Source organism: Ruegeria sp. AJ12 (assembly GCF_056536245.1).
The window spans coordinates 1,943,135-1,965,833 of sequence record NZ_JBQFJJ010000001.1; the positions used below are offsets into that span (position 1 = coordinate 1,943,135).

The following is a 22,699-nucleotide window of genomic DNA, read 5'->3' on the forward strand; positions in this document are numbered from 1 at the left end:
TTATAGCTGAAAGTGGCGGCCCGAATCTGTTCGGGCCGCTGTTTTTCAATAAGTTACGCGGGCAAGTGAATGTTGAATCTGCTGCGAATCTCGGCATCAAGAATTGGGTCGAACTTCGCTGCGGACGGTGCCGCCAGTATCTCTTCCTTGCGGGCGGTGGCCTTTTCCAGCAGATCGGGCTTGTCCAGTTCCGCCCATTCCTTTGGCGACGTGCGATCCCCGAGATTGGGGTAAACGTAATCCGCCTGCATCCGGCTGAGCGTAGCGTCCGTGCCAAGATAGTGGCCGGGTCCACCCAGACAGACTTCGGCAATCTGATCCAGTGCCAGGGTTTCGTCGGTCACTTCGATCCCGCGCACGCATCGCTGCGCATGGCCAATCAGATCATCGCCCAAGATCAGGCTTTCAAAGCAAAATCCAAGCAGGGAGGCATGCATGCCCGCTGCCTCATAAACCATGTTCAGACCGGCCAGTCCGGTCATGACATTCGAACACATCTGTTCCCAACCCGCCTGCATGTCCGGCAGCTTGGAATCCGATGCACCAGCAGCTGCACCGCCCGGCAACTTGTAGAATTTGTGCATCTGGGCACATCCGGCGCTCAGCAACGCCTGTTCACCCGATCCCACGGACATTGCACCGGTACGCAGATCCAGGCCAAAGGGCCATGTGCCGAAGATCGCCGGGGCGCCGGGGCTTACGGCGTTTACATAAACCAGACCGGCCAGGCACTCCGCCGTCGCCTGCGCTATGGCCCCTGCAATGGTCGAGGGCGCGGTGGCCCCGGCCATGCCCGCAGACAACAACAGAACCGGCAGTCCCGCCTTGATGCATTCCTCCATGACCTGACAGCTTTCGGTGGCGAACTTCATCGGCGGCACAACAAAGCAATTCGAGTTCGACACGAACGGCCGCGCGCGCCATTTGTCTTCGCCATCTGCGATCATGTGGAGCATTTCCACTGCGGGTGCGACGTAGCTGGGGTCGGTAAAGGACGTGCCGACATGCTTGTATGTTCCTGAACAACAAGCATAAATCGTGTTCAGGTCCATCTCTTGATTGTCGAGAATGTCGCGGCAGACCATCGGACGCTGCACGAAGTGGATGTTGTCGAGCTGTTGGCAAATCCGGGCCGCATCGTGCAGATCCTGAACGGTCGAATCGCGGTATTCGCGCCCGTGCACATCCACCATGCTCACGGCAGCGCCCGCCGTTCCGTAGTGGACCTTGGACCCGGTCAACTCCAGATCGGTTTCACCATTCCGGCTGTACAGGGTGACGGACCGGTTGGCCTTGGCAATCGTGTCCTCGACGAGGGCGCGGGGGAATCGAATACGACCGTCTTCGCCCAGAATGCACCCGGCCCCGACCAGGTAGTCGATGCCGCTCTGCGGGGCATCTGCCAGCCCGATGGTTTCCAGCGCCTGAAGCGCCGTCTCGTGAATCCGCTCCACCTGAGATTGGGTCAGCGGCTTGTACGTGCCGCCCTCGAGGCCGGGGCGCACCGGACGCAGATACTCGGGTAGGGCAGAGGCGCGGGCGGCGCGGCGCGCGGCACGTCCGCCGCTGCGCGAAGTGTTTCGGGGTTGATCATTCATGTGTCAGAGTCCGGTCGTTGAGTTGTTCCTAGGGTGGTCGATGTCACGACCCGCCCGGACGACCGCGCGCCGCACGACCACGATCCGCACCGATGGTGCGGCGAACCAGGCAGATCTTCCAAACCTCGTTGTGCATGCGCGTCCTCAACTTGTGCCGCGACTCTTCCAGTGAAGGCCGACGCAATCTGTCCTGTTTGCGACCTGTCTGCGAAAAACCTGCTTGGAGCCGAACGAAGCCTTATGGAGTATTTGAATGAGGTTTTTTCCCGCATCGGGGGAAATCTGTTATAGTTCGTTCACTTATTCAGGAGTTTTGCGTGACGTGAATTGAATTTTAACCGTTGCAAACCACGTTTTCATAAACGGGCCTTAGCTCGCCAGAACAACTAGGCGCCCCTGTGAAAACGTGTCGGAGAGATTGATGAAACCATTTTCGGCCCTGATTGTCTCAGCGATGATGACATTCGCCGGTCCTGCCTTGGCAGAAGACTGGACAGGGGCCTATGCAGGGTTCAGCTTTGGCTATGCAGATGCCGACGGTCCCGGTGGCGCAAGCGGGGATGACACCACATTCGGTGCTCATATCGGATACGACCAGGATTTTGGCAATTTCGTTCTGGGTGGTGAGCTAGAATACAACCGACTATCGCTGAACCTGAGCCAGGATCAGGGCAGCCTGGACAGCATGACAAGCCTGAAACTGCGCGGCGGCTATGATTTTGGGCCGGCGCTGGGTTACGTTGTCGTCGGGGCCGCGCGGGCGGAAACGTCGTTTGACAGTGACACGGCCGCTGTTTACGGCATCGGCGTTGCCTATCCGATCGGTGAGAATTTCGTCATCAGCGGCGAAGCGCTGCGCCAGAATTTTGACGATGTGACCCGCTCGAACGGTGGGCTTGATTCCAACGTATTCAATCTGCGCACAACCTTCAGGTTCTGAGCCCGGTTATTCCGCCGCCTGACGCTCGGCCAGCATAGCCGCAAATTCACACAGGGTTTTCAGGGCCGTAGCAAAGCGTTCGTCATCGACCGTCATCGCAACGCGCACGTGGCCAGCGGCGGCATGTCCAAAGCTTTCGCCGGGCATGACGGCAATTGCATGGGTGTCCAGCAATGCGTTGGCAAAGCCCTCGCCACTCAGACCCGTGGCGCGGACATCCAGCATCACGTACATCGCGCCCTGTGCAGGGACCAGCCCGACGGTGTTCTGAGCCGCCAACAGGTCGAGTGCCAACGCGCGGCGGCGGCGGAAGGGGGCGGCGATTTCGTCTTCCAGCGTCGGCCCTGCATTCAGCGCAAAGCTCGCCGCGTCCTGAATAAAGCCGGGAACGCCATAGGTGGTGTGTGTGGCAAGGGTGATCAGGTGGGCAACAACGTCTTCAGGGCCAACAATCCAGCCGCAGCGTGAGCCGGTCATGGCATGGGATTTGGACATCGAGCCGACGACCAGGGTGCGATCGGCCATACCGGGCAGAGTACGGGGCGACAGATGCGCGCCCTGCCAGACCTGCGTGTCGTACACTTCGTCCGAGATCAGCCAGAGGTCACGCCGCAGGCAGAGGTCGGCAATGTCCTGAAGCGTCTCTCGGGAATAGACCGCCCCGGTCGGGTTGTTCGGCGAGTTGATCAAGAGTGACACGGCCTTGTCGGCTGCGGCGTCTATCAGGTCTGCACGCGGTTGAAACGCATCCTCGGCTGTCGTCTGAACCGGGCGTGCAATGGCCCCGACACCCCGGATTGTGCCCGGATAGGTGGCGTAGTAGGGATCGAGATACAGCCCGACATCGCCGGGGTCGCACGCAGCGACATGCGCAGCAAACAAGGCGGACTGACCGCCGGGTGTGATCAGAACATTTTGACGCGTGGTCGGAACGCCGGTGCGCATCTGGACCCGGGCCGCCACCGTATCGCGCAGCAGATCCGTGCCGGGCATCATCGCATAGCCCGTATGCCCGCCCCGCGCCGAGATATCCATCGCCTCCAGAATCGACGGATCGGTGCGAATGTCATGCTCGCCAATCGTCAGCTCGGTGACCGCGTGCCCTTCGCTGACCATGCGTCGTGCTCGGTAGAAGACGTCCCACCCGTCGCCGCCGCCTCCGGTCAGATGTGTGATACGCTCAGACAGTTTCATGGTCGCACCCCTTGTGATCCTCCCGGCGAATGGGGCAGAGCGGCGCAGAATTGTCAATCAGCTTCGCGGCGGTAGCTGGGCCTGCACTTTTTTCGTCAGCGACGCGCGCACCAGATCGTAGGACGCGGTCAACCGGTGGCGCATTTCCTCGGCGTCTGCGTCGAATGGCAGTCGTACCCAGCTGCGGTGAAAATAAGGGGCTTTGACCCCAACCCCCGCATCAATCAGCATCTGGGCCGTTTCGATATCCGATGTTTTGACGGAAACCCCGTCATTGGCCACGCCAATGCAGGCAAACATCTTGCCACCGATTTTCCAGGCATCATGACCGCCACCCCACGGGTCTGACCACTCGGCCCCCGGCAGGTCGCGGCAGATGGAATTGACGTGATCTCGGCTCATACGTGCCAGAGTGCCGGTGAATCGAGGCGAACTCAAGCCTTGGCACGGGACCGGTGCCATGATAAGCGAAATCTCATGAACCGGATGACCTGCATCATTATCTGCTGCATTTCCTGCTGATTTTTCAAGCGGGCCGGTTTCCTTCGTTTTCATCCCTGAGACAAGTTGCTAAGCCCGCGTCAACGCGCAACCGCATGCTGTTTCTTAGGAGCCCGACTGATGACGACGATCAAGCTGCACAACACACGGACGCGGACGAAAGAAGATTTCGTTCCGATCGATCCTGAAAACGTGCGGATGTATGTCTGTGGGCCCACCGTCTACGACCGGGCCCATCTCGGCAATGCGCGACCCGTCGTGGTGTTCGATGTGCTTTTTCGCGTGCTGCGCCACGTCTATGGCGCGGATCAGGTGACCTATGTGCGCAACTTCACTGACGTCGACGACAAGATCAACGTGACCGCGTTGAAGCGCAAACAAGCCGGGGCTGAGGGGTCGCTGGAGCAGTTGGTGCAGGAGCGTTCGGACGAGACCATCGGCTGGTATCTGCACGATATGGGCGCGTTGGGTACCCTGGAGCCGGACGAGATGCCGCGCGCCACGCAGTATATCGCGCAGATGATCACAATGATCGACGACCTGATTGCCAAGGGCCACGCCTACGCGGCAGAGGGTCACGTCCTGTTCGCGGTCGACACGTGGAAAGAGGACTACGGCAAGCTGTCGGGGCGCTCTGTCGACGACATGATCGCGGGTGCGCGGGTCGAGGTGGCACCGTATAAGAAGAACCCGATGGATTTTGTCCTGTGGAAACCGTCGACCGATGAGTTGCCGGGGTGGGACAGCCCTTGGGGTCGGGGTCGCCCGGGCTGGCATATCGAATGCTCGGCGATGAGTTACGAGTTGCTGGGCGACAGCTTTGACATTCACGGCGGCGGAAACGACCTGTTGTTCCCGCATCATGAGAACGAGATCGCTCAGAGCAAATGTGCCCATCCGCATGGCGACTTCGCGCGGTACTGGCTGCACAATGAAATGCTGCAGGTCGAAGGGAAGAAGATGTCCAAGTCCCTGGGCAACTTCTTCACCGTGCACGATCTACTGGAACAAGGCGTTCCGGGTGAGGTGATCCGGTTCGTGTTTTTGCAGACCCACTATCGCAAGCCCATGGACTGGACCGAGAAAAAGGCGCGCGAGGCCGAGGCAACGCTGCGCAAGTGGCGGGCGCTGACAGCGGGCATCGAGCCCGCCGCCAGCGCGGCGCCCTCGGTCATCGAAGCGCTGGCGGATGACATGAACACGGCGGGCGCCATCGCGGACCTGCACCGGCTGGCCGGTGACGGAGACGCGGCGGTCCTGTTGGCAAGCGCCCAAGTTCTGGGCCTTTTGTCACCGGATATGGGGGAATGGGCTGAGGCCGATGCGACTGATCTGGCATCCTTTGCCAAACGGTTGGCCGATGCTCGGGCCGAGGCCATGCTGAACAAGGATTTTTCGGAAGTCGACCGCCTGAAAGCGGCCTATATTGCGGCAGGGGTCGAAGTGCGCATGAGCAAGGATACCGTCGAACTGGTGCCCGGTGCAGGATTCGACGCCGCCAAGCTGGAAGACGTGTGATGACCAAGGAACGGCTTTATCTCTACGACACGACCCTGCGCGACGGGCAGCAGACCCAGGGGGTGCAGTTCTCGACCGCTGAAAAGGGGCAGATCACGCAGGCACTGGACGAACTGGGCGTGGACTATATCGAAGGCGGATGGCCCGGGGCAAACCCGACAGACAGTGCCTTCTTTGAAACCGCGCCGCAGGTCTCTGCCCAACTGACCGCCTTTGGCATGACCAAGCGCGCAGGTCGATCTGCCGAGAATGACGATGTTCTGGCCGCCGTTATGAACGCCGGAACACAGGCGGTGTGTCTGGTGGGTAAGACACATGATTATCATGTCACACATGCGCTGGGTCTGTCGCTGGAGGAAAACACCGAGAACGTGCGGGCCTCGATCGCGCATGTCGTGGCGCAGGGACGGGAAGCCCTGTTTGATGCCGAGCACTTTTTTGACGGCTACAAGGACAACCCCGGTTACGCCGTCGCGGTGTGTCGCGCTGCGTTGGATGCGGGCGCGCGTTGGGTTGTTCTGTGCGATACAAACGGCGGGGCGCTGCCTGCGGAGGTCGGGCGTATTGTCTCTGAGATGAGAGCGGCGGGCTTTCCCGGAGACCGCCTGGGCATCCACACCCATAACGACACCGAAAACGCGGTGGCCTGTTCACTGGCCGCCGTGGACGCGGGCGCGCGCCAGATTCAGGGCACGCTGAACGGGCTGGGGGAACGCTGTGGCAATGCGAACCTGACGGCCCTGATCCCGACACTTTTGCTCAAAGAGCCCTATGCCTCGGCCTTCGATATCGGGGTCAGTCTGGACGCCCTGACACAACTGACCCGGATCAGCCGGATGCTGGACGACATCCTCAACCGGGTGCCCAGCAAGCAATCGGCCTATGTGGGCGCGTCAGCCTTTGCGCATAAGGCCGGCTTGCACGCCAGCGCCATCCTCAAGGACCCGTCGACCTACGAACATGTCGATCCGGCGACGGTTGGAAACGCCCGCATCATTCCGATGTCGAACCAGGCCGGGCAATCGAACCTGCGCAAACGTCTGACCGAGGCCGGGCTGATGGTCGAGGCCGGCGATCCGGCATTGGGGCGCATTCTGGAACGGATCAAAGCGCGCGAGGCGGAAGGCTATTCCTACGACACCGCGCAGGCGAGTTTTGAGTTGCTGGCACGGGACGAACTGGGGCAGATGCCCGAGTTCTTCGAGGTCAAGCGCTACAAGGTCACAGTCGAACGGCGCAAGAACAAGTACAACAATATGGTCAGCCTGTCCGAAGCGGTCGTTGTGGTCAAAGTCGATGGCGAGAAAAAACTGTCCGTCAGTGAATCTCATGATGAGCATGGCAGCGATCGCGGTCCGGTGAACGCGCTGGCCAAGGCGCTGTCCAAGGATCTGGGGCAATATTCCCGCGTACTGGACGACATGCATCTGGTCGATTTCAAGGTGCGCATAACGCAAGGTGGCACCGAAGCCGTCACGCGCGTCATAATCGACAGCGAGGACGGGCAGGGGCGGCGCTGGTCCACCGTCGGTGTCAGTGCCAACATAGTGGATGCGTCGTTCGAGGCGTTGCTGGACGCAATTCAGTGGAAACTGGTGCGGGATTGCGGACCTCAAGAGGCAGCGGCGGAGTGAGCGTTTCGTTTGACGACGACACCAAAGCCTGTGCCGCGCTGGTGCACAGGGCCGATCCCGATCGATTTCTCGCGGTGATGGCTGCGCCGGTCGCGGCGCGCGCGATCCTGTTTCCGATCTATGCTCTGAATGTCGAGGTGGCGCGCGCGCCCTGGGTCACGCAGGAAGCGATGATCGCCGAAATGCGCCTGCAATGGTGGCGCGATGCGTTGCAGGAAATAAGCCACGGCGTAACGGTCCGGCGACATGAGGTGGTGACGCCCTTGTCTGGCATTCTGTCGCCGCATCTGGCCGAGGTGCTGGATGAATATGTCGCCGTAAGACGCTGGGATATCTACCGGGATCCGTTTGAGGATCAGGATCATTTCGATGCCTATATCGATCGCAGTTCCGGTACGCTGTTTGTTGTTTTGGCACAGGCTCTGGGGCCAGCGGATGAAGAGGTCGTGCGGGATTTCGGGTACGGTGTCGGTGTAGCCAACTGGTTTCGCGCTATTCCCGATCTCGAATCTCGCGGGCGTATTCCCCTGCTGGACGGCACACCCGAAGGTGTGCGGCGCCTGGCGCAAGCAGCGCTGGACCGTCTGAGCCGGGCAAAGTCGCACCGGGACGCCGTCTCGGCCCAGGCCCATCCGGCTCTGTATGCCGGATGGCAGGCGGAATGGATGCTGAGGCAGGTTGTGGACCGGCCCGAGCGGGTGGCAGCGGGCGCGTTGGCGCAAAGCGAGGTACGGCGACGGTTATCGCTGATGTGGGTCTCGGCAACCGGGCGCTGGTGACGTGGCTCAGGCTGTTTCCGGATCAGCAGGCCGCAAAATCAGCCACAACAGGGCACCACCTGCCAGTGTCAGCAATGGGATCATTGCTAGATTCACCGCCGTCCAACCCTCGACCGGTGACCCACCGGAACAGTTCATCAACCCTCCGGATGCCAGCGAGGCAAGGGTGACACCCCCGAACACCAACAGGTCATTCAGCCCCTGCATCCGCCCGCGTTCATGCACCTCATGCGAGGCTGCAAGCATGCTGGTTGCGCCGATGAAGCCAAAGTTCCAGCCGACGCCCAGCAGGATCAGCGCGATGTAGAAGTTCTCAAGCTCTACCCCCTGCAGGGCTACAACACCGGCTCCGGCCAGGATGGCCAAGCCAAGGGCGACGATTTTTTCCACCCCGAACCGTGCAATCAGGTGGCCGGTGAAGAAGCTGGGCACATACATGGCCAAGACGTGGCTGGTGACGATATCGGCAGCATCGTTTTCACTGAAACCACAGCCAACAACGGCCAGAGGCGTTGACGTCATCACAAGGTTCATCAGGGCGTATGACACCATTGCGCAGATGATGGCCACCGCAATGCGCGGGGTTTTCAGCAGTTCCAACCGCGACCGTCCTCTGGGCGTGTCGGCGGCCGGTTTCGGTGGGGTCGGAATGTCGAGAAAGAAAAACAGCCCCGACCCGATCACGTTTACGGCGATTACCGCGATATACGTGCCCAGGAACGGGATCACATAGGCCTGTGATGTCAGTTTGACGATCTGAGGCCCGATGATGGCGGCGGCCAGCCCACCAGCCATGACATACGAGATTGCCTTGGGCCGAAAGCTGTCCGAGGCGGTATCAGCCGCCGCAAAGCGGTAAAAGCCATGTGCGCTCATGTAGATGCCGGTCAGCAGGCTGCCTACGAGGAAGACGGAGAAAGACCCGAGATACAATCCGTACGCGCCGATCAAACCTCCGAGCGCACCCGCCGTTGCCCCGACCAGAAAACCGGCGCGGCGACCCCATCGCTGCATGATGCCCGAGATGGGCGTGGCTGCCAGCATCGAGCCCAGTACGATCAGCGATATGGGCAGCGTCGCCAGACACGGATTGCTGGCCAAGGATTGCCCGGCCAAACCACCGACGATGAAGATCATCGGCATCTGCGCCCCGAGAATGGACTGCGCGGCGACCAGAACGGCCACGTTGCGCTTGGCCTGCGAGTCGTCCGGGGTGGCGGTGGTCATCGTCATGGGCACATCCGTATCGGCGAAAACGCTGGCACACAAGCGGCTTGCATATGCGACAAAGCCGCCTAACGTGCGGCGTGTATCACAATCGGGAGAGCCCATGACCGTCGGACGCATCATCGAAACGCCAGACTGCGTGGCCGAAGGAGCGGAATGGCTGTCCGAAGCGTGCCCGCGTATGGCCTATGCGATGACACAGACCGGTCCGTTGCCCCTGCGCCGCCGTCCGGACGGGTTTGCCCAACTGCTGAGCGCCATTGTCAGTCAGCAGGTCAGCGTGGCGTCGGCCAACGCGATCTGGCAACGCCTGAAAGATGCAAGGCTGACCGGCCCCCGCAAGATCATGTGGGCCACGGACGATGACCTTCGTGCTGTCGGCCTGAGCCGTCAGAAAATCCGCTATGCCCGCGCGCTGGCCGAAGCCCGCATCGATTACAAGTCCTTGCGCGATGCACCTGACCAGGATGTCGTCGCTGTTTTGACCGAAGTTCCCGGCATCGGTGTCTGGACCGCAGAGATCTATGCGATGTTCTCGCTGGGACGGGCGGATGTGATCGCACCCGGCGATCTGGCGCTGCAGGAAGCGGCGCGGATTCTCTACGAGTTGCCCGAACGTCCGACGGACAAGGCGTTGCGGCAGATGGCCGAGGACTGGTCGCCCTGGCGGTCGGTTGCGGCACGGGTGTTGTGGGCCTATTACCGGGTGGCCAAACAAAGAGAAGGGATCAGATGACACGGGTTTTGAATGCGCTCCGGAAAGAGCCGGTTTCGGGCGACACACGCTCTGTTGTGGTGTTCGTGCACGGCTATGGCGCCAACGGGGCCGACCTGTTGGGGTTAGCCGATCCGCTGGGTGAGCATTTGCCCGACACGTTGTTCGTCGCCCCCGACGCGCCCGAGCAGATTCCCGGAATGCCCAACGGGTTTCAGTGGTTTCCGATCCCTTGGATTGATGGCTCATCCGAAGAGGCAGCCCGGCGCGGCATGGAGATGGCCGTTCAGGACTTTAATGCTTTTCTCGATGCGCTGATGGTCGACGAGGACGTGCTGCCCGAACAGGTGGTGTTGTTTGGCTTTTCGCAGGGCACGATGATGAGCCTGCAGGTCGCCCCGCGCCGTGACGACCCGGTGGCAGGGATCGTCGCATTTTCCGGTCGCCTGTTGGAACCTGATCTGCTCCCGGACGAAGTGGTCAGCAGGATGCCGGTCCTGCTGGTGCATGGTGATGCCGATGATGTGGTGCCTCCGCAATCGCTTCCCGAGGCTGCGGAAGCCTTGCAGGCGGCAGGGTTCAAGGAGGTCTATGCCCATGTGATGAAGGGGACCGGTCATGGCATTGCGCCGGATGGCCTGAGCGTTGCGCTGGCCTTCATGCGCGACAAGCTGAGCCTGTAGCCATGATCACGGTGCGGCCGATGATGCGCGAGGATGTGCCGGCGGCCTGCCGCATCCTCAATCAGATCATTGCTGCCGGAGGCACGACCGCGTTCGAGATTCCGTTTTCCGAGCCGCTGTTTGCGCAAAGCTATCTGGACGGCGCAGACAAAATCTGCTGCCACGTCGCTCTGGACGATCAGGGCGAAGTGGCCGGTTTTCAATGGCTTGGCGTGAACGAAGACCTGCCAGAGGACTGCGCGGACATTGCAACCTTTACCCGCCGCGCACCAGTTCTCAGGGGCGCAGGACGCGCGCTGTTTGAGGAAACGGTCAAGGTTGCAGGTGCATTGCGGCTTGCGGCGATCAACGCGACGATTCGGGCGGATAATAGTCTTGGGCTGAGTTATTATGAAAAGATGGGGTTTCGGGATTTCTCGGTCGCTCATGGTGTACCGCTCCGGGACGGCACTCCGATGAACAGAATCTCGAAAAGGTACCGTTTAAGGGAGTGAATGGATGCTGATCGTGACAGGTGTTGTGGAAGTTTCCGCAGATGGTGTGGACAAGGCGCAGGAGGCTGCGCGGACCATGGTGGCGGAGACGGTCAAAGAGGACGGTTGCTTTGTCTACGAGTTCAGCCAGGTCCTGGGACACGAGGCGCGATTTCGGGTCTATGAAGAATGGCGGGATCAGGCCGCGCTCGAGGCGCATTTCGCGACCGCTCATATGGCGGAGTTCCGGGCCGTTCTCGCGCAGGTCGGCATCGTCTCCAGCGAAATACACCGCGTTGTGGGTGGGGAAAAACAACCCCTGAACTGACCGGACGGGTTAGTCCCACAGCCAGCCTTCGGCAAATTCGACGGAGTTTCCGGCCGGATCGCGCACGTATAGGGATCGCGCTCCGCCCGGCCAGTCAAATTCGGCATCCACGGGAACGTTCCAGTCCAGCAGGTGTTTGCGCATCGCCGCGATTTCTTCGCGGGTCAGAACCAGACAGACATGTCCCGCGCCGCGTGCGCCATGCGGTGGTACCGGCAGGTCGGGATTACCGGGGGGCTGTTCGGTCTGGTCCGGGTTGAACAGCAACAGAACCGACCCGCCGACGCGATAGAAAACGTGCCGGTCGGTGATCCTCTGGATTTGTTCAAGCCCAAGAATTTCGCCGTAAAACTGCTCAGCCGCGTCCAGATCGTCAACGTACAGCGCCGCTTCCAGAATGGCCTGTGGGGTCGGAATGTCAGGCGTCAGTTTCATAGGGTCAGTTTAGCAGACAGCGGTGCATCCTGTCACCGGCGGGTGCGTCGGTCCCGTTTGCGATGCGTTGCCGCACTCAGCATCGGCAGTGGCAAACCCTCCCACTGTCCGGGGGCAAGGTCATCCAGCGTCCAGTCTCCGATCCGGCAGCGGATCAGGCGCAGGGTGGGCAGGCCCACCGCGGCTGTCATCCGGCGTACCTGCCGGTTCCGGCCTTCGCGCAGTGTCAACTCAATCCAGCTGTCCGGGACTGTCTTGCGCGCGCGGATCGGCGGGGTGCGGGGCCAAAGGGCAGGCGGCTCATCAATTTGGCGCACTTTGGCCGGGCGGGTCAGACCGTCCTTGAGGTCAACACCCGAGCGCAGGGTCTTGAGCGCGATCTCGTCCGGCTCGCCTTCGACCTGAATCCAATAGGTCTTGGCCATCTTGTGCTTGGGATCCGAAATCTGCGCCTGCAAACGCCCGTTATCGGTCAACAGCATCAACCCTTCGCTGTCACGATCCAGCCGTCCCGCCGGGTACACGCCGGGCAGGTCGATGAAATCCGACAATGTGCTGCGCGGCGACTCGGTATGTGACCGGTCGGTGAATTGCGGCAGGACATCAAACGGTTTGTTGAAGCGAATGAACCACGACATACGCCCGCCATAGCGCGGGCGACACAGGGGATGCAACCTGTGGATAACTGTCATGTGCCTGTTACGGATTCGGCTTACCCAATCAGCGACATATAGTGGAAACTCAGGGCTTGTCAGAGATTTACCACGATATATAGTCATCATAAGGCTGGGGTGGGTGCTCTCCGCTCCGGTGTCACAAACGGGCAGCTGAGAGCGAGGAGCTATTCAGGTATGGACGGAGATTTCAGGACCGAATTTGTCAGGGAGCCAGGTGCGCTCAGGCACCATCCGGCATTGGTTTTGAACGCCGACTATCGCCCCTTGTCCTATTATCCGCTGTCGCTGTGGCCATGGCAGGAGGCGATCAAGGCCGCTTGGCTCGACCGGGTCGATATCGTCGCTGAATATGACGAGGTTGTCCGAAGCCCCAGTACCGAGATTCGAATACCTTCGGTTGTTGTCCTGAAAGACTATGTAAAACCCAGAAAGCGCGTGGCCTTCACGCGCTTTAATTTATTTCTGCGGGACGAATTCCAGTGCCAGTACTGCGGCAGCCGCGGAGAGCTGACCTTTGACCACGTCGTGCCGCGCGCGGCGGGGGGCGTTACAAGCTGGCAGAACGTGGTTGCGGCCTGCAGCCCGTGCAATCTGCGCAAAGGGTCCAAGTCGCTGAGACAGGCACGCATGACCCTGCGCAAGCCGCCCCGGCAGCCGGATGCCGAAGCTTTGCGCAACATTGGCCGCAAGTTCCCGCCAAATCACCTGCATGAAAGCTGGATCGATTTTCTCTACTGGGATGCGGAACTGGACGCCTGAACCTGCTCAGCGCGCACGCCAGGCCGCGATCCAAAGCAGGACGAGCCCGGCAGAGATCACCGCATTCCACCCCGCCATCGACAGTCCCAGGAATTCCCACGGGATTTCATCGCACCGCACCAGCGGGGCCGCCATGATCTGGTTCATCAGCTCTTCGGCCGACAAACCGCCAATATCGCCCGCGGAACAGCTGGACGGGCCTTCCCACCAGCCGCGTTCGACACCCGCGTGGTAAAGACCGATGCCCGACGTGCTCAAGGCCGCCAAGGCGCCCAGCACCGGCGTCAGCCGAATACCCGGCAGGGCCAGCGCAACCGCACCAATCGCAAACGCTATGCCATGCGGGTATCGCTGCCAGACGCACATCTTGCAGGGGGCCATGCCTCCCAGATACTGGAATCCCCATGCGGCCAGCAACAGCGCCGCAGAGCCGCCTGCGGCAAGGATGATGTATGTCGTTCTCTTGGTCATAGATACCGCACCGCCAGGAACCCGCCGAACAGCAAGATGATGAACAGGGTGAACATAAGGCCCAGACGTTTTTCGATGAACCCCCGGATCGGCTCTCCAAATCCCCACAGCAACCCGGCGACCAGAAAAAACCGCAGCGCCCGCGCCAGTATGGACGTCGCGACAAAGGTCGCCAGTGGCATGCCCGTCCAGCCCGACATAATGGTGATGACCTTGTATGGGAAGGGCGTGACACCTGCGGTCAGCACGGCCCAGAAGCCAAAATCGTTAAAGCGGGTATTGAACTCTTCCATGGCTTGGCCCTTGCCCATGGATTCCAGAATGGGTTGCCCGATGCTCTCATAGGCGAACGCCCCAATCGCATACCCCAACAACCCGCCCAGCACCGAAGCGACCAGGGCTACGGTTGCGATCAGCCATGCCCGCGAGGGGCGGGCCAGAATCATCGGGATCATCAGCACATCTGGCGGGATAGGAAAAAACGAACTTTCGACAAAGGCGACGATGGCCAGGGCCCACAAGGCATGTGGATGTTCCGCCAGGCGAATGGTCCAGTCGTAAAGCGATCGTAACATAAGGCACTCAAATCCCAATCTCAGACCGTGCAAGCCAAATCATGCACCTGCGGTACCGTCAACCGCTGTGGCGGACACAATCACTCGGATGGTCGTTTTTTGCCTCTGGACCTTCCCGAAGTTGGGCGCTAATCCAAAGACCGTGGCCCAAGTGGCGGAATGGTAGACGCAGGGGATTCAAAATCCCCCGCCTTCACGGGCGTGAGAGTTCGAGTCTCTCCTTGGGCACCACATATTCAAAGCATGTCCGTTTTCTTAAGTAAGTACTTTCATCAAAGGGCAAGAACAGGATGAATTTGGACTTAATCGTTTCAAATCGGTGGTCCGGCCTGTCGTCTGGGATTGCCATGATTGTCGTCGCCGTAGGTGTCGTGTCGACTCCTGGAGATACAGCTGCAGCTGAAGAAAGCGTATCTTATGACATTTCTGACGGACGTCGGGTATTAACCTTCGATGTATTTCAGGAATGTCAACAATGCCCAGAAATGATCGTCATGCCGCTTGGCTCATTCATGATGGGTGCAACGGCAGAAGAGTCTCGGGACCCATTTGATTTTTATGGTGAAAACGCGACCATGACACGGCGTGCGCCTGATGATGTTCACATCATCCCGCATGAACATCCGCGTCACAAGGTTGAAATGGATGTTCCCTTCGCAATGGGGCGCAACGAAGTCACGTATGCCGAGTGGATGCAATGCGTGGATGCCGGAGGGTGTTCGCATAGTCCAGACCACAAAATCCTTCGGCTGGGTGGATATACGCTTTTGGGGCCCGAGCACCCCGTTATCCACGTATCTTTTGAGGACGTGCAGGAATACCTGCACTGGCTGAATTCTATAGTCGGCGAGGACGTTTATCGCCTGCCAACCGAGGCAGAGTGGGAATATTCCGCGAAAGCGGGGACCCAGACCAGATATGCGCAGGGCGAGGAAGTGACGTCTGAGCAAGCAAATTTTTCTGGGGACGCGACAGAAACCACGCTGGGGGTGGCACGGCCAGATCTGACGGATCTGGGTTTGTCGGTTCCGGTTTCGGAATTGGATGCTGCGAATGGCTGGGGTCTGAGGCATATGTCGGGAAATGTTCGAGAACTGACGCGGTCATGCTGGACAGATAGGCACCTTCGGTTGGCCAGCGGTAGTGAGTACTTAAATCAAACCAGAGATGATGCAATTTGCCGACGGGTGTTGAAGGGAGGGAGCTATGCCACCGGAATGGATAGATTACGTCCCGCAGCCCGGGAAAGGACTCGGGTGACGTGGCGCAATGATAGCCACGGATTTCGTGTGGTTAGAAAACTGTTTGATGCGGAGCGCTGACAAGTTTCGTGGTCCAAAGCACGTCACAAGGCTGTACCTGAAGCAAAAAAGCGCCTAGCTTTGCGCGTGGATTGGATAGCGTATGTTTTTTTGGCTTTAGGAACTAGTGCCAGGTTTGTTTCGACTTTGTTGTCAACAAGCGCTCAAACATTGGCAGATGTCGCATATCATTGACTTACGAATCTGATCCGCAAATGGAATATTGGTTAGTGTATTGATTTGAAAGGTGCGTTCCATTGGTGGGTAATTCAGAAACCGCCAAGCCCGTCGGCCAGACCGACGCGCTTGAACTTACGATTTTGATGCCTTGTCTGAACGAGGCGGAAACAATCGAGATTTGTATCAAGAAAGCGCAGGAATTTTTTGAACGTGCGCAAATCAAAGGTGAAGTGTTAATTGCCGACAACGGCAGCACTGACGGATCGATTGAAATGGCCGAAGCCCTGGGTGCGCGGGTCGTGAGCGTCCCGCAAAAGGGGTACGGGGCGGCGCTGTCAGGTGGGATCGACGCAGCCCTGGGCACCTTTATCATCATGGGGGACGCGGATGACAGCTACGACTTTTCCAGGCTCGAAATGTTCGTGCAGGAGTTGCGGGCCGGAAACGATCTGGTCATGGGCAACAGGTTTCGTGGCGGCATTTCCGAAGGTGCAATGCCCTTCCTGCACAAGTATCTCGGCAATCCGGTTCTGAGTTTCATCGGCCGGTTGTTGTTCAACATCGGCATTGGTGATTTTCACTGCGGTCTTCGCGGATTTCGACGTCAGGCCATTCAGGACCTTCAGTTGCACACGTCCGGCATGGAATTTGCCTCGGAAATGGTCGTTCGCTCGGCCATGAGTCGTTTGAAAATTGCCGAAGTTCCGACCACGCTGAAGCCAGACGGCAGAAGTCGTGCGCCTCACCTGAGAACCTGGAGAGACGGCTGGCGGCACCTCAAGTTCCTGTTGATGCACAGTCCCAGATGGCTGTTCATGTATCCGGGGCTGTTCCTGACGCTGCTGGGCGGTCTGACCGCCCTGATCCTGATGTTCGGCTCCGTGAATATCGGCGGGTCTGTGGAGCTGGGCACCAATACGTTCCTTGCGGCCTGCCTGATCACCATTGTCGGGACTCAGCTGCTGACCTTTGGCGCGCTGGCGCGGATGATCGGGACGACGAGCGGGCTGCTGCCGGTTGGGGAGCCCAGCAAGGTTCTGAGAAACTGGGCGACGACGGATAACATCGCTCTGTTTGCGTTCTGGCTGCTTCTCTTCGGTCTTTTGCTGTTTGGGATCGCTTTCTGGCAATGGGCACGGCTGGGGTTCGGTGACATAACGAACCCCATCACCACAAAACTGACTGCTGCGGGGTTCAGTTTGATGGCGATTTCCATCCAGTCGGCGTTCGCGGCCTTCCTGTTCGGTATCATCGAAATCCCCACCCGGAAGAAGTAGACAAACGCGGGTCTGCCAAAGGCGTTCAACCGGCCTGATCACATGGCTGTGCCTTGGATGGAGCACGGGACTCGTGGTCGGACCTGCGACCCGCCGCGTGTTTTCCGTTTCGTGCCGCCGCCGTTTGGATCGCCCCGGACCGGTTCCTTGCTTGGCGCAGTTTTTCCAAACTCCTAGATTTTGGCTGGGGCGGATTTCCCGATCTCTGACGGGGAAACTTTTGGAAACATCCTCAGATTTGCGGCTTTGGCGCGGCTCGTCCGGCACGGGGGTTGACAAGTGTCGTGTCGGAATGAAACGTCAAAGGTGTTGGGAGATTTTGGAAATTCAGATGCTTGCGCCTGTTGTTTGACGGGTGCAATTGCCGTATCGGCAGGGCCCCGGATGGGGCTGCGCAAGGCTCTCCCATCCATAAAAAGAACTGGGAGTTCACTAATATGAAAAACAGCAGCAAGCTTAGCCTCGGCGCGTTTGTAACGGCGGCCATGATGGCTCCGGCGGCTTATGCCGAAGAGTTCATCACCATCGGCACCGGTGGCGTGACGGGCGTGTACTATCCCACCGGCGGTGCAATTTGCCGTCTGGTGAACAAGGGCCGCAAGGAACATGGCGTGCGCTGCTCGGTCGAATCGACCGGCGGTTCGGTCTACAACATCAACACCATTCGCGAAGGCGAGCTGGAGTTCGGTGTGGCGCAGTCCGACTGGCAGTACCATGCCTACAACGGCAGCTCGAAATTCGAAGAGGCCGGACCGTTTGAAAACCTGCGCGCGGTTTTCTCGGTCCACCCCGAGCCGTTCACGGTTGTGGCCCGTGCCGATTCCGGCATTACCAACTTCGAAGATCTGAAGGGTAAGCGCGTCAACATCGGCAACCCCGGGTCCGGTCAGCGCGGTACCATGGAAGTTCTGCTGGGCGAAATGGGCTGGACCACCGACGATTTCGAACTGGCGACCGAGTTGAAGGCGGCCGAGCAATCCGCGGCTCTGTGCGACAACCAGATCGATGCGATGGTCTATACCGTTGGTCACCCGTCGGGATCGATCCAGGAAGCCACAACGGCCTGTGACTCGGTGCTGGTGAATGTCAGCGGCGACGCGGTCAGCAAGCTGGTTGACGACAACTCGTTCTATCGGACCGCCACCATCCCCGGCGGCATGTACCGTGGTTCGGATGGCGACACCCAGACCTTTGGTGTTGGTGCGACCTTCGTGACCTCGGCGGATGTGTCGGATGATGCGGTGTATGCGGTTGTCAGCTCGGTCTTCGAGAACTTCGACGACTTCAAAAAGCTGCATCCTGCCTTCGCAAACCTTAAGCCCGAGGAAATGATCGCGGACGGCCTGTCGGCTCCGCTGCATCCGGGTGCCGAGAAGTACTACAAGGAAAAAGGCTGGGTTCAGTAATCCGCCTAAGAGACTGAAACGAGGCGCTGTGCGGCGCCTCGTTTTCAACCGGTAAAACACCGGACAAAAACCGCGCCGGAAACCGGCCGCAGGACGGGGAGACTAATGATGAGCGCTGATCAACAGGGCAATCGTCCATTATCCGAAGAAGAACTTCAGGAACTTGTTGCCTCCTCCGATGCAGGAGCCCGAGACCCGGCCGGAAATGTCGGTTTGTTCCTCGCAATCGTCGCCGCCATCTGGTCGATCTTTCAGGTGGTCCTGGCGTCGCCATTGTCGAACTATCTGTTGCCCGGGAGCGTAGTGAACAACGCCCGCCAGTTCCATCTTGCCTTTGCCCTGTTCCTTGCATTTGCGGCTTATCCCGCGCTGAAATCGAGTCCCCGCAACTATATCCCGATCCAGGACTGGATCATGGGGATTCTTGGCGCCTTTGTCGCCCTTTACGGTTATTTCTTTTACGACAAGATCGTGAACGCGGGCGGTCTTGCGGACGACACCGACAAATGGGTCGCACTGGGTGGTTTGCTGTTGCTGTTCGAGGCCGCGCGTCGCGCGCTTGGCCCGGCGATGGCGATCATTGCAACAATCTTTCTGGTTTATGTGTTTTTTGGCTCATCCGATTGGGTGCCCGAGGTCATCCGCTGGAAAGGCGCGAGCCTGAAGAAGGCGATGAGCCATATGTGGATCACGTCCGAAGGGGTGTTCGGCATCGCCTTGGGGGTTTCCACCAAATTTGTGTTCCTGTTCGTGTTGTTCGGCGCTTTGCTCGATAAGGCCGGGGCCGGGAACTACTTTATCAAGATGGCGTTTGGTGCGCTGGGTCACCTGCGCGGCGGCCCCGCCAAGGCGGCGGTTGTGGGATCGGCTGCAACCGGCCTGATCTCGGGATCGTCCATCGCCAACGTTGTGACAACGGGCACTTTCACCATCCCCTTGATGAAGCGGGTGGGCTTTTCCAGTGAACAGGCGGGTTCGGTTGAGGTCGCCTCATCTGTGAACGGCCAGATCATGCCGCCGGTAATGGGGGCTGCGGCCTTCCTGATGGTCGAATATGTCGGCATCTCGTATGTCGAGGTGATTACGCATGCCTTCCTGCCGGCCGCGATTTCCTACATCGCGCTGGTCTACATCGTGCACCTTGAGGCGGTGAAGCGAAACATGCCCACGCTGGGTGACCGCGATGTGCATCTGGCGCGCACGGTTGTCGGAATGCTGTCGTTCTTCCTCATCTTCGCGGGCCTGTGTTATGGGTCGCAATTCCCGGTCGATGCCGTGACCACCTGGGTGCCTTCGGCCGCCGGATTGGTCCTGAGCCTCGTGGTCTGTGCCATCTATATCGGTCTGCTGTATCTGGCCGCTCAGGTGCCGGACCTTGCGCCGGATGATCCGAACGCAAAAGAAGTCACCCTGCCGGTCATCTCGGAAATCTACAAAGCCGGTCTGCACTACCTGCTGCCGATTGTTGTGCTGGTCTATTTCCTGATGATCGAACAGAAATCGCCGGGCCTTTCGGCCTTCTGGGCGACGGCGTTGTTGTTTGTGATCCTGCTGACCCAAAAGCCTCTGAAGGCGATGTTCCGGGGACAGAGCAACATGTACGATACCTTTATCGACGGTGTTGCCGACCTCTGGCAGGGCCTGATCGATGGGGCGCGCAACATGATCGGGATCGCTCTGGCTACGGCCACGGCGGGTGTCATCGTTGGGACCGTGACCCTGACCGGAGTGGGGCAGGTGATGGCCGATCTGGTCGAGTTCCTGTCGGGTGGCAACCTGATCCTGATGCTAGTGATGGTGGGAATCCTCAGCCTGATCCTGGGCATGGGCCTGCCAACCACGGCGAACTACATCGTGGTCAGCTCGCTGATGGCGGGTGTGGTCGTTGAACTCGGTGCCCAGAGCGGGCTGATCGTGCCGCTGATCGCGGTGCACCTGTTCGTCTTCTACTTTGGCATCATGGCCGATGTCACGCCGCCAGTTGGGCTGGCCAGTTTCGCCGCTGCTGCCGTGTCGGGCGGGGATGCGATCAAGACCGGGTTCACGGCGTTCTTCTACTCGCTGCGGACCGTCGCGCTGCCATTTGTCTTCATCTTCAACACCGATCTTCTGCTGATTGATGTGACATGGGTCGAAGGCATCATAGTCGCCATATTCGCGACGATTGCGATCCTTGTCTTCACGGCGGGCACAATGGGGTATTTTGTAACCCACAGCCGCATCTATGAAAGCATTGCGCTGATCTTTGTCGCGTTTGCGCTGTTCCGACCGGACTATTTCATGGACCGGTTTGCACCGCCCTATGCTTCGGTCGAACCGTCGGCCTTTGTCGAGACGATCGGACAGACGCCGCCGGGCACCGAGGTGCGCATGGTGATCAGCGGCCCGGACTTCGACACGCTGGAGATGGTGGATACGACGGTCGTCGTTCCTGTTGGCACCGAAGAGGGCGGTGCCGCGCGGGTCGACGCGATGGGGCTGCTTCTCGTCGAGGAAGATGGTCTTGTGAAGCTGGACGAGCCAATGTTCGGATCGCCGGTGGCCGATGATCTGGGCAATTTCGACTATTACGGGGACGAGCCTGTGCGTCTGACCTCGGTCAGCCTGCCGTCCAGCCAGCCTCCGAAACAGCTGATCTACATCCCGGCCATGCTTCTGCTGGGTCTGATCGCATTCCTGCAACGCGGCCGGTCCGCCAGACAAGAGGTGACCGTATGACAAAATCTGTTCTCTGTGCCATCGACATCAGCAATGGCGAAATAGATGTTCCGGTCCTGAAACAAGCTGCGGCGATGGCCGATATGGACGGGGCGCAGCTGGATGTTGTCACCGTGCTGCCGGATTTCGGGGAATCCTGGGTGTCGGGCTTCTTCGAGTCGGATTTTCATAACAAGGCGCTGGAAGAGGCGCATGAAAAGCTGGCTCAACTGTGCACCGCGACGCTGGGCTCAGACCGCAATGAAACGATCCGGCACGTCGTCGCCACCGGCACAGCCTATCAGGAAATCCTAAAAACAGCCGAAAATGCAGGCTCGGATCTGATTGTGATCGGGGCCCACAAACCGGATCTGAAAGACTACCTGCTGGGGCCGAATGCCGCGCGGGTTGTGCGACACTCGACGGTCTCGGTCTACGTGGTTCGCTGACCGCTATTCGGCAAGCCCCAGCGCGCGCAGATGCTCGAAACCCGACAGGACTTCCCGGCTGTCGCGCAGTTCAAGCACCAGACGGGTCTGTGGCGCGCATTGGGCAATCGCTCCGAACACAGCATGCCAGTTGACGCTGCCCTGACCCGGCGGCCAGTGGCGGTCGGCGTATCCGTCCGCGTCCTGAACATGCACATGCGTCAACCGATCTCCCGCCGCCCGGACATAGTAATCCACCGGCGGCGCGCCGGTCGCGACATGGGCATAATGGGCGTGCCCCGTATCCAGCGACACACGGACGCAAGCTGATCCAAAGCTGTCCGCCAGCCGCACCCGGTCCTGCGGATCGATGTCTTCGATGTTTTCGATCACCAGTTCAACGCCATGATTTTCGGCGCGGGCTACAACCGGGCTGAGGGTCTGATGCACGCGGGAAACCTGGTCTGCGCGCGAGGTCAGATCACTATCCAGATTGTGGGCGTTCCAGGTTGAGTAGGGGGAGTGCAGAACCATTTGCGTCGCGCCAAGCTCGGCCGCAATGTCCAGCCCGCGGTTCAGGCGCTTCTGGACGACATCGCGAATATCGGGATCGCGGCAATCCAGCGGCAGATTGTAAAATGGTCCGTGGATGCCCAGACGGCCGGAATACCCATGCAGGACGGTCTTGGCACCGGCAATGAGGTCTTGGGCTACGTCGCCGAGGTTATGCGGAAAGATGAAATCCTGGATTTCAAGATCGCGTTGTGCGTCAATCAGCCAGTCGCGATGAGATGCCAGATCAGCAACCATCAACGCGGCACCCACTTTCAGTTTTGTCATAAGAGGTCCTTTCACTTCGGCGCTGTTGATAGGGGCAGCGTGTGACACCCAGGCGACAGGGCT

At 59.6% G+C, this 22,699-nt stretch carries 23 protein-coding genes and 1 tRNA gene; 15 read left to right on the top strand and 9 right to left on the bottom strand.

What is annotated here, in order from left to right:
- Nucleotides 1–53: 53 nt before the first annotated feature.
- Nucleotides 54–1,598, bottom strand: a complete 1,545-nt coding sequence (locus ACR3E0_RS09835; RefSeq protein WP_480478521.1) for a trimethylamine methyltransferase family protein — start codon at nucleotides 1,596–1,598, stop codon at nucleotides 54–56.
- 421 nt (nucleotides 1,599–2,019) lie between these two features.
- On the opposite strand from ACR3E0_RS09835, the gene ACR3E0_RS09840 reads away from it, so the two are divergent.
- Nucleotides 2,020–2,538: an outer membrane protein gene (locus ACR3E0_RS09840; protein ID WP_480478523.1), complete on the top strand. Its 519-nt coding sequence runs from the start codon at nucleotides 2,020–2,022 to the stop codon at nucleotides 2,536–2,538.
- Nucleotides 2,539–2,544: 6 nt separating this feature from the next.
- Here the strand turns inward: ACR3E0_RS09840 and ACR3E0_RS09845 are convergent, their stop codons facing one another.
- The gene (locus ACR3E0_RS09845) at nucleotides 2,545–3,732 is read right to left on the bottom strand and encodes a pyridoxal phosphate-dependent aminotransferase (protein WP_480478525.1); all 1,188 of its coding nucleotides are present in this window, start codon (nucleotides 3,730–3,732) and stop codon (nucleotides 2,545–2,547) included.
- Between the two features lie 57 nt (nucleotides 3,733–3,789).
- The gene (locus tag ACR3E0_RS09850; protein ID WP_480478527.1) at nucleotides 3,790–4,134 is read right to left on the bottom strand and encodes an MmcQ/YjbR family DNA-binding protein; all 345 of its coding nucleotides are present in this window, start codon (nucleotides 4,132–4,134) and stop codon (nucleotides 3,790–3,792) included.
- 219 nt (nucleotides 4,135–4,353) lie between these two features.
- On the opposite strand from ACR3E0_RS09850, the gene cysS reads away from it, so the two are divergent.
- From cysS to ACR3E0_RS09865, 3 genes are read left to right on the top strand one after another with little or no spacing between them, the layout of a single operon-like run.
- Nucleotides 4,354–5,751, top strand: a complete 1,398-nt coding sequence (cysS, locus tag ACR3E0_RS09855) for a cysteine--tRNA ligase (RefSeq protein WP_480478529.1) — start codon at nucleotides 4,354–4,356, stop codon at nucleotides 5,749–5,751.
- Complete coding sequence (gene cimA / locus ACR3E0_RS09860; protein WP_480478531.1) at nucleotides 5,751–7,385, top strand: citramalate synthase; 1,635 nt, start codon at nucleotides 5,751–5,753, stop codon at nucleotides 7,383–7,385. Before cysS ends, cimA begins: the two co-directional genes overlap by 1 nt.
- Nucleotides 7,382–8,164, top strand: coding sequence for a squalene/phytoene synthase family protein (locus ACR3E0_RS09865; RefSeq protein ID WP_480478533.1), 783 nt, complete (start codon nucleotides 7,382–7,384; stop codon nucleotides 8,162–8,164). The genes cimA and ACR3E0_RS09865 overlap by 4 nt, the downstream gene beginning before the upstream one ends.
- Nucleotides 8,165–8,170: 6 nt before the next feature.
- On the opposite strand, the gene ACR3E0_RS09870 is transcribed toward ACR3E0_RS09865, so the two are convergent.
- The gene (locus tag ACR3E0_RS09870; RefSeq protein ID WP_480478535.1) at nucleotides 8,171–9,397 is read right to left on the bottom strand and encodes an MFS transporter; all 1,227 of its coding nucleotides are present in this window, start codon (nucleotides 9,395–9,397) and stop codon (nucleotides 8,171–8,173) included.
- Between the two features lie 97 nt (nucleotides 9,398–9,494).
- On the opposite strand from ACR3E0_RS09870, the gene ACR3E0_RS09875 reads away from it, so the two are divergent.
- The 4 genes from ACR3E0_RS09875 to ACR3E0_RS09890 are packed head-to-tail and all read left to right on the top strand — an operon-like array spanning nucleotide 9,495 to nucleotide 11,590.
- On the top strand, nucleotides 9,495–10,127 hold the full coding sequence (locus tag ACR3E0_RS09875) for a DNA-3-methyladenine glycosylase family protein (RefSeq protein WP_480478537.1): 633 nt from the start codon (nucleotides 9,495–9,497) through the stop codon (nucleotides 10,125–10,127).
- Nucleotides 10,124–10,789 carry an alpha/beta hydrolase gene (locus tag ACR3E0_RS09880; protein ID WP_480478539.1) on the top strand — a complete coding sequence of 222 codons (666 nt, stop codon included), beginning with the start codon at nucleotides 10,124–10,126 and terminating at the stop codon, nucleotides 10,787–10,789. Before ACR3E0_RS09875 ends, ACR3E0_RS09880 begins: the two co-directional genes overlap by 4 nt.
- Before the next feature lie 2 nt (nucleotides 10,790–10,791).
- Nucleotides 10,792–11,283, top strand: coding sequence for an N-acetyltransferase family protein (locus ACR3E0_RS09885; protein WP_480478541.1), 492 nt, complete (start codon nucleotides 10,792–10,794; stop codon nucleotides 11,281–11,283).
- Between the two features lie 4 nt (nucleotides 11,284–11,287).
- A complete protein-coding gene (locus tag ACR3E0_RS09890) occupies nucleotides 11,288–11,590 on the top strand; it encodes a putative quinol monooxygenase (protein WP_480478543.1) in 303 nt (100 codons plus the stop codon).
- Between the two features lie 9 nt (nucleotides 11,591–11,599).
- Here the strand turns inward: ACR3E0_RS09890 and ACR3E0_RS09895 are convergent, their stop codons facing one another.
- Nucleotides 11,600–12,025: a VOC family protein gene (locus ACR3E0_RS09895; protein ID WP_480478545.1), complete on the bottom strand. Its 426-nt coding sequence runs from the start codon at nucleotides 12,023–12,025 to the stop codon at nucleotides 11,600–11,602.
- A gap of 32 nt (nucleotides 12,026–12,057) precedes the next feature.
- Nucleotides 12,058–12,663, bottom strand: coding sequence for an rRNA large subunit pseudouridine synthase E (locus ACR3E0_RS09900; RefSeq protein ID WP_480481010.1), 606 nt, complete (start codon nucleotides 12,661–12,663; stop codon nucleotides 12,058–12,060).
- A 213-nt stretch (nucleotides 12,664–12,876) separates the two neighbouring features.
- Between ACR3E0_RS09900 and ACR3E0_RS09905 the strand changes: the two genes are divergently transcribed.
- The gene (locus ACR3E0_RS09905; RefSeq protein ID WP_480478547.1) at nucleotides 12,877–13,461 is read left to right on the top strand and encodes an HNH endonuclease; all 585 of its coding nucleotides are present in this window, start codon (nucleotides 12,877–12,879) and stop codon (nucleotides 13,459–13,461) included.
- Between the two features lie 6 nt (nucleotides 13,462–13,467).
- On the opposite strand, the gene ACR3E0_RS09910 is transcribed toward ACR3E0_RS09905, so the two are convergent.
- Together ACR3E0_RS09910 and ACR3E0_RS09915 are read right to left on the bottom strand one after the other, a co-directional pair.
- Nucleotides 13,468–13,932, bottom strand: a complete 465-nt coding sequence (locus ACR3E0_RS09910; protein ID WP_480478549.1) for a disulfide bond formation protein B — start codon at nucleotides 13,930–13,932, stop codon at nucleotides 13,468–13,470.
- Nucleotides 13,929–14,507, bottom strand: a complete 579-nt coding sequence (locus tag ACR3E0_RS09915; RefSeq protein ID WP_480478551.1) for a YqaA family protein — start codon at nucleotides 14,505–14,507, stop codon at nucleotides 13,929–13,931. The genes ACR3E0_RS09910 and ACR3E0_RS09915 overlap by 4 nt, the downstream gene beginning before the upstream one ends.
- Before the next feature lie 145 nt (nucleotides 14,508–14,652).
- Between ACR3E0_RS09915 and ACR3E0_RS09920 the strand changes: the two genes are divergently transcribed.
- From ACR3E0_RS09920 to ACR3E0_RS09945, 6 genes are all read left to right on the top strand, one after another.
- Nucleotides 14,653–14,738: transfer RNA gene (locus ACR3E0_RS09920), tRNA-Leu, on the top strand.
- A 59-nt stretch (nucleotides 14,739–14,797) separates the two neighbouring features.
- Nucleotides 14,798–15,829, top strand: coding sequence for a formylglycine-generating enzyme family protein (locus ACR3E0_RS09925; RefSeq protein ID WP_480478553.1), 1,032 nt, complete (start codon nucleotides 14,798–14,800; stop codon nucleotides 15,827–15,829).
- Nucleotides 15,830–16,068: 239 nt separating this feature from the next.
- On the top strand, nucleotides 16,069–17,265 hold the full coding sequence (locus tag ACR3E0_RS09930; RefSeq protein WP_480481011.1) for a glycosyltransferase family 2 protein: 1,197 nt from the start codon (nucleotides 16,069–16,071) through the stop codon (nucleotides 17,263–17,265).
- Nucleotides 17,266–17,702: 437 nt separating this feature from the next.
- Nucleotides 17,703–18,671 carry a TAXI family TRAP transporter solute-binding subunit gene (locus ACR3E0_RS09935; protein ID WP_480478555.1) on the top strand — a complete coding sequence of 323 codons (969 nt, stop codon included), beginning with the start codon at nucleotides 17,703–17,705 and terminating at the stop codon, nucleotides 18,669–18,671.
- Between the two features lie 108 nt (nucleotides 18,672–18,779).
- Complete coding sequence (locus ACR3E0_RS09940) at nucleotides 18,780–21,389, top strand: TRAP transporter permease (RefSeq protein ID WP_480478557.1); 2,610 nt, start codon at nucleotides 18,780–18,782, stop codon at nucleotides 21,387–21,389.
- On the top strand, nucleotides 21,386–21,817 hold the full coding sequence (locus tag ACR3E0_RS09945; RefSeq protein WP_480478559.1) for a universal stress protein: 432 nt from the start codon (nucleotides 21,386–21,388) through the stop codon (nucleotides 21,815–21,817). Before ACR3E0_RS09940 ends, ACR3E0_RS09945 begins: the two co-directional genes overlap by 4 nt.
- A gap of 3 nt (nucleotides 21,818–21,820) precedes the next feature.
- On the opposite strand, the gene ACR3E0_RS09950 is transcribed toward ACR3E0_RS09945, so the two are convergent.
- Nucleotides 21,821–22,636, bottom strand: coding sequence for a sugar phosphate isomerase/epimerase family protein (locus tag ACR3E0_RS09950; RefSeq protein WP_480478561.1), 816 nt, complete (start codon nucleotides 22,634–22,636; stop codon nucleotides 21,821–21,823).
- Between the last annotated feature and the right edge of the window lie 63 nt (nucleotides 22,637–22,699).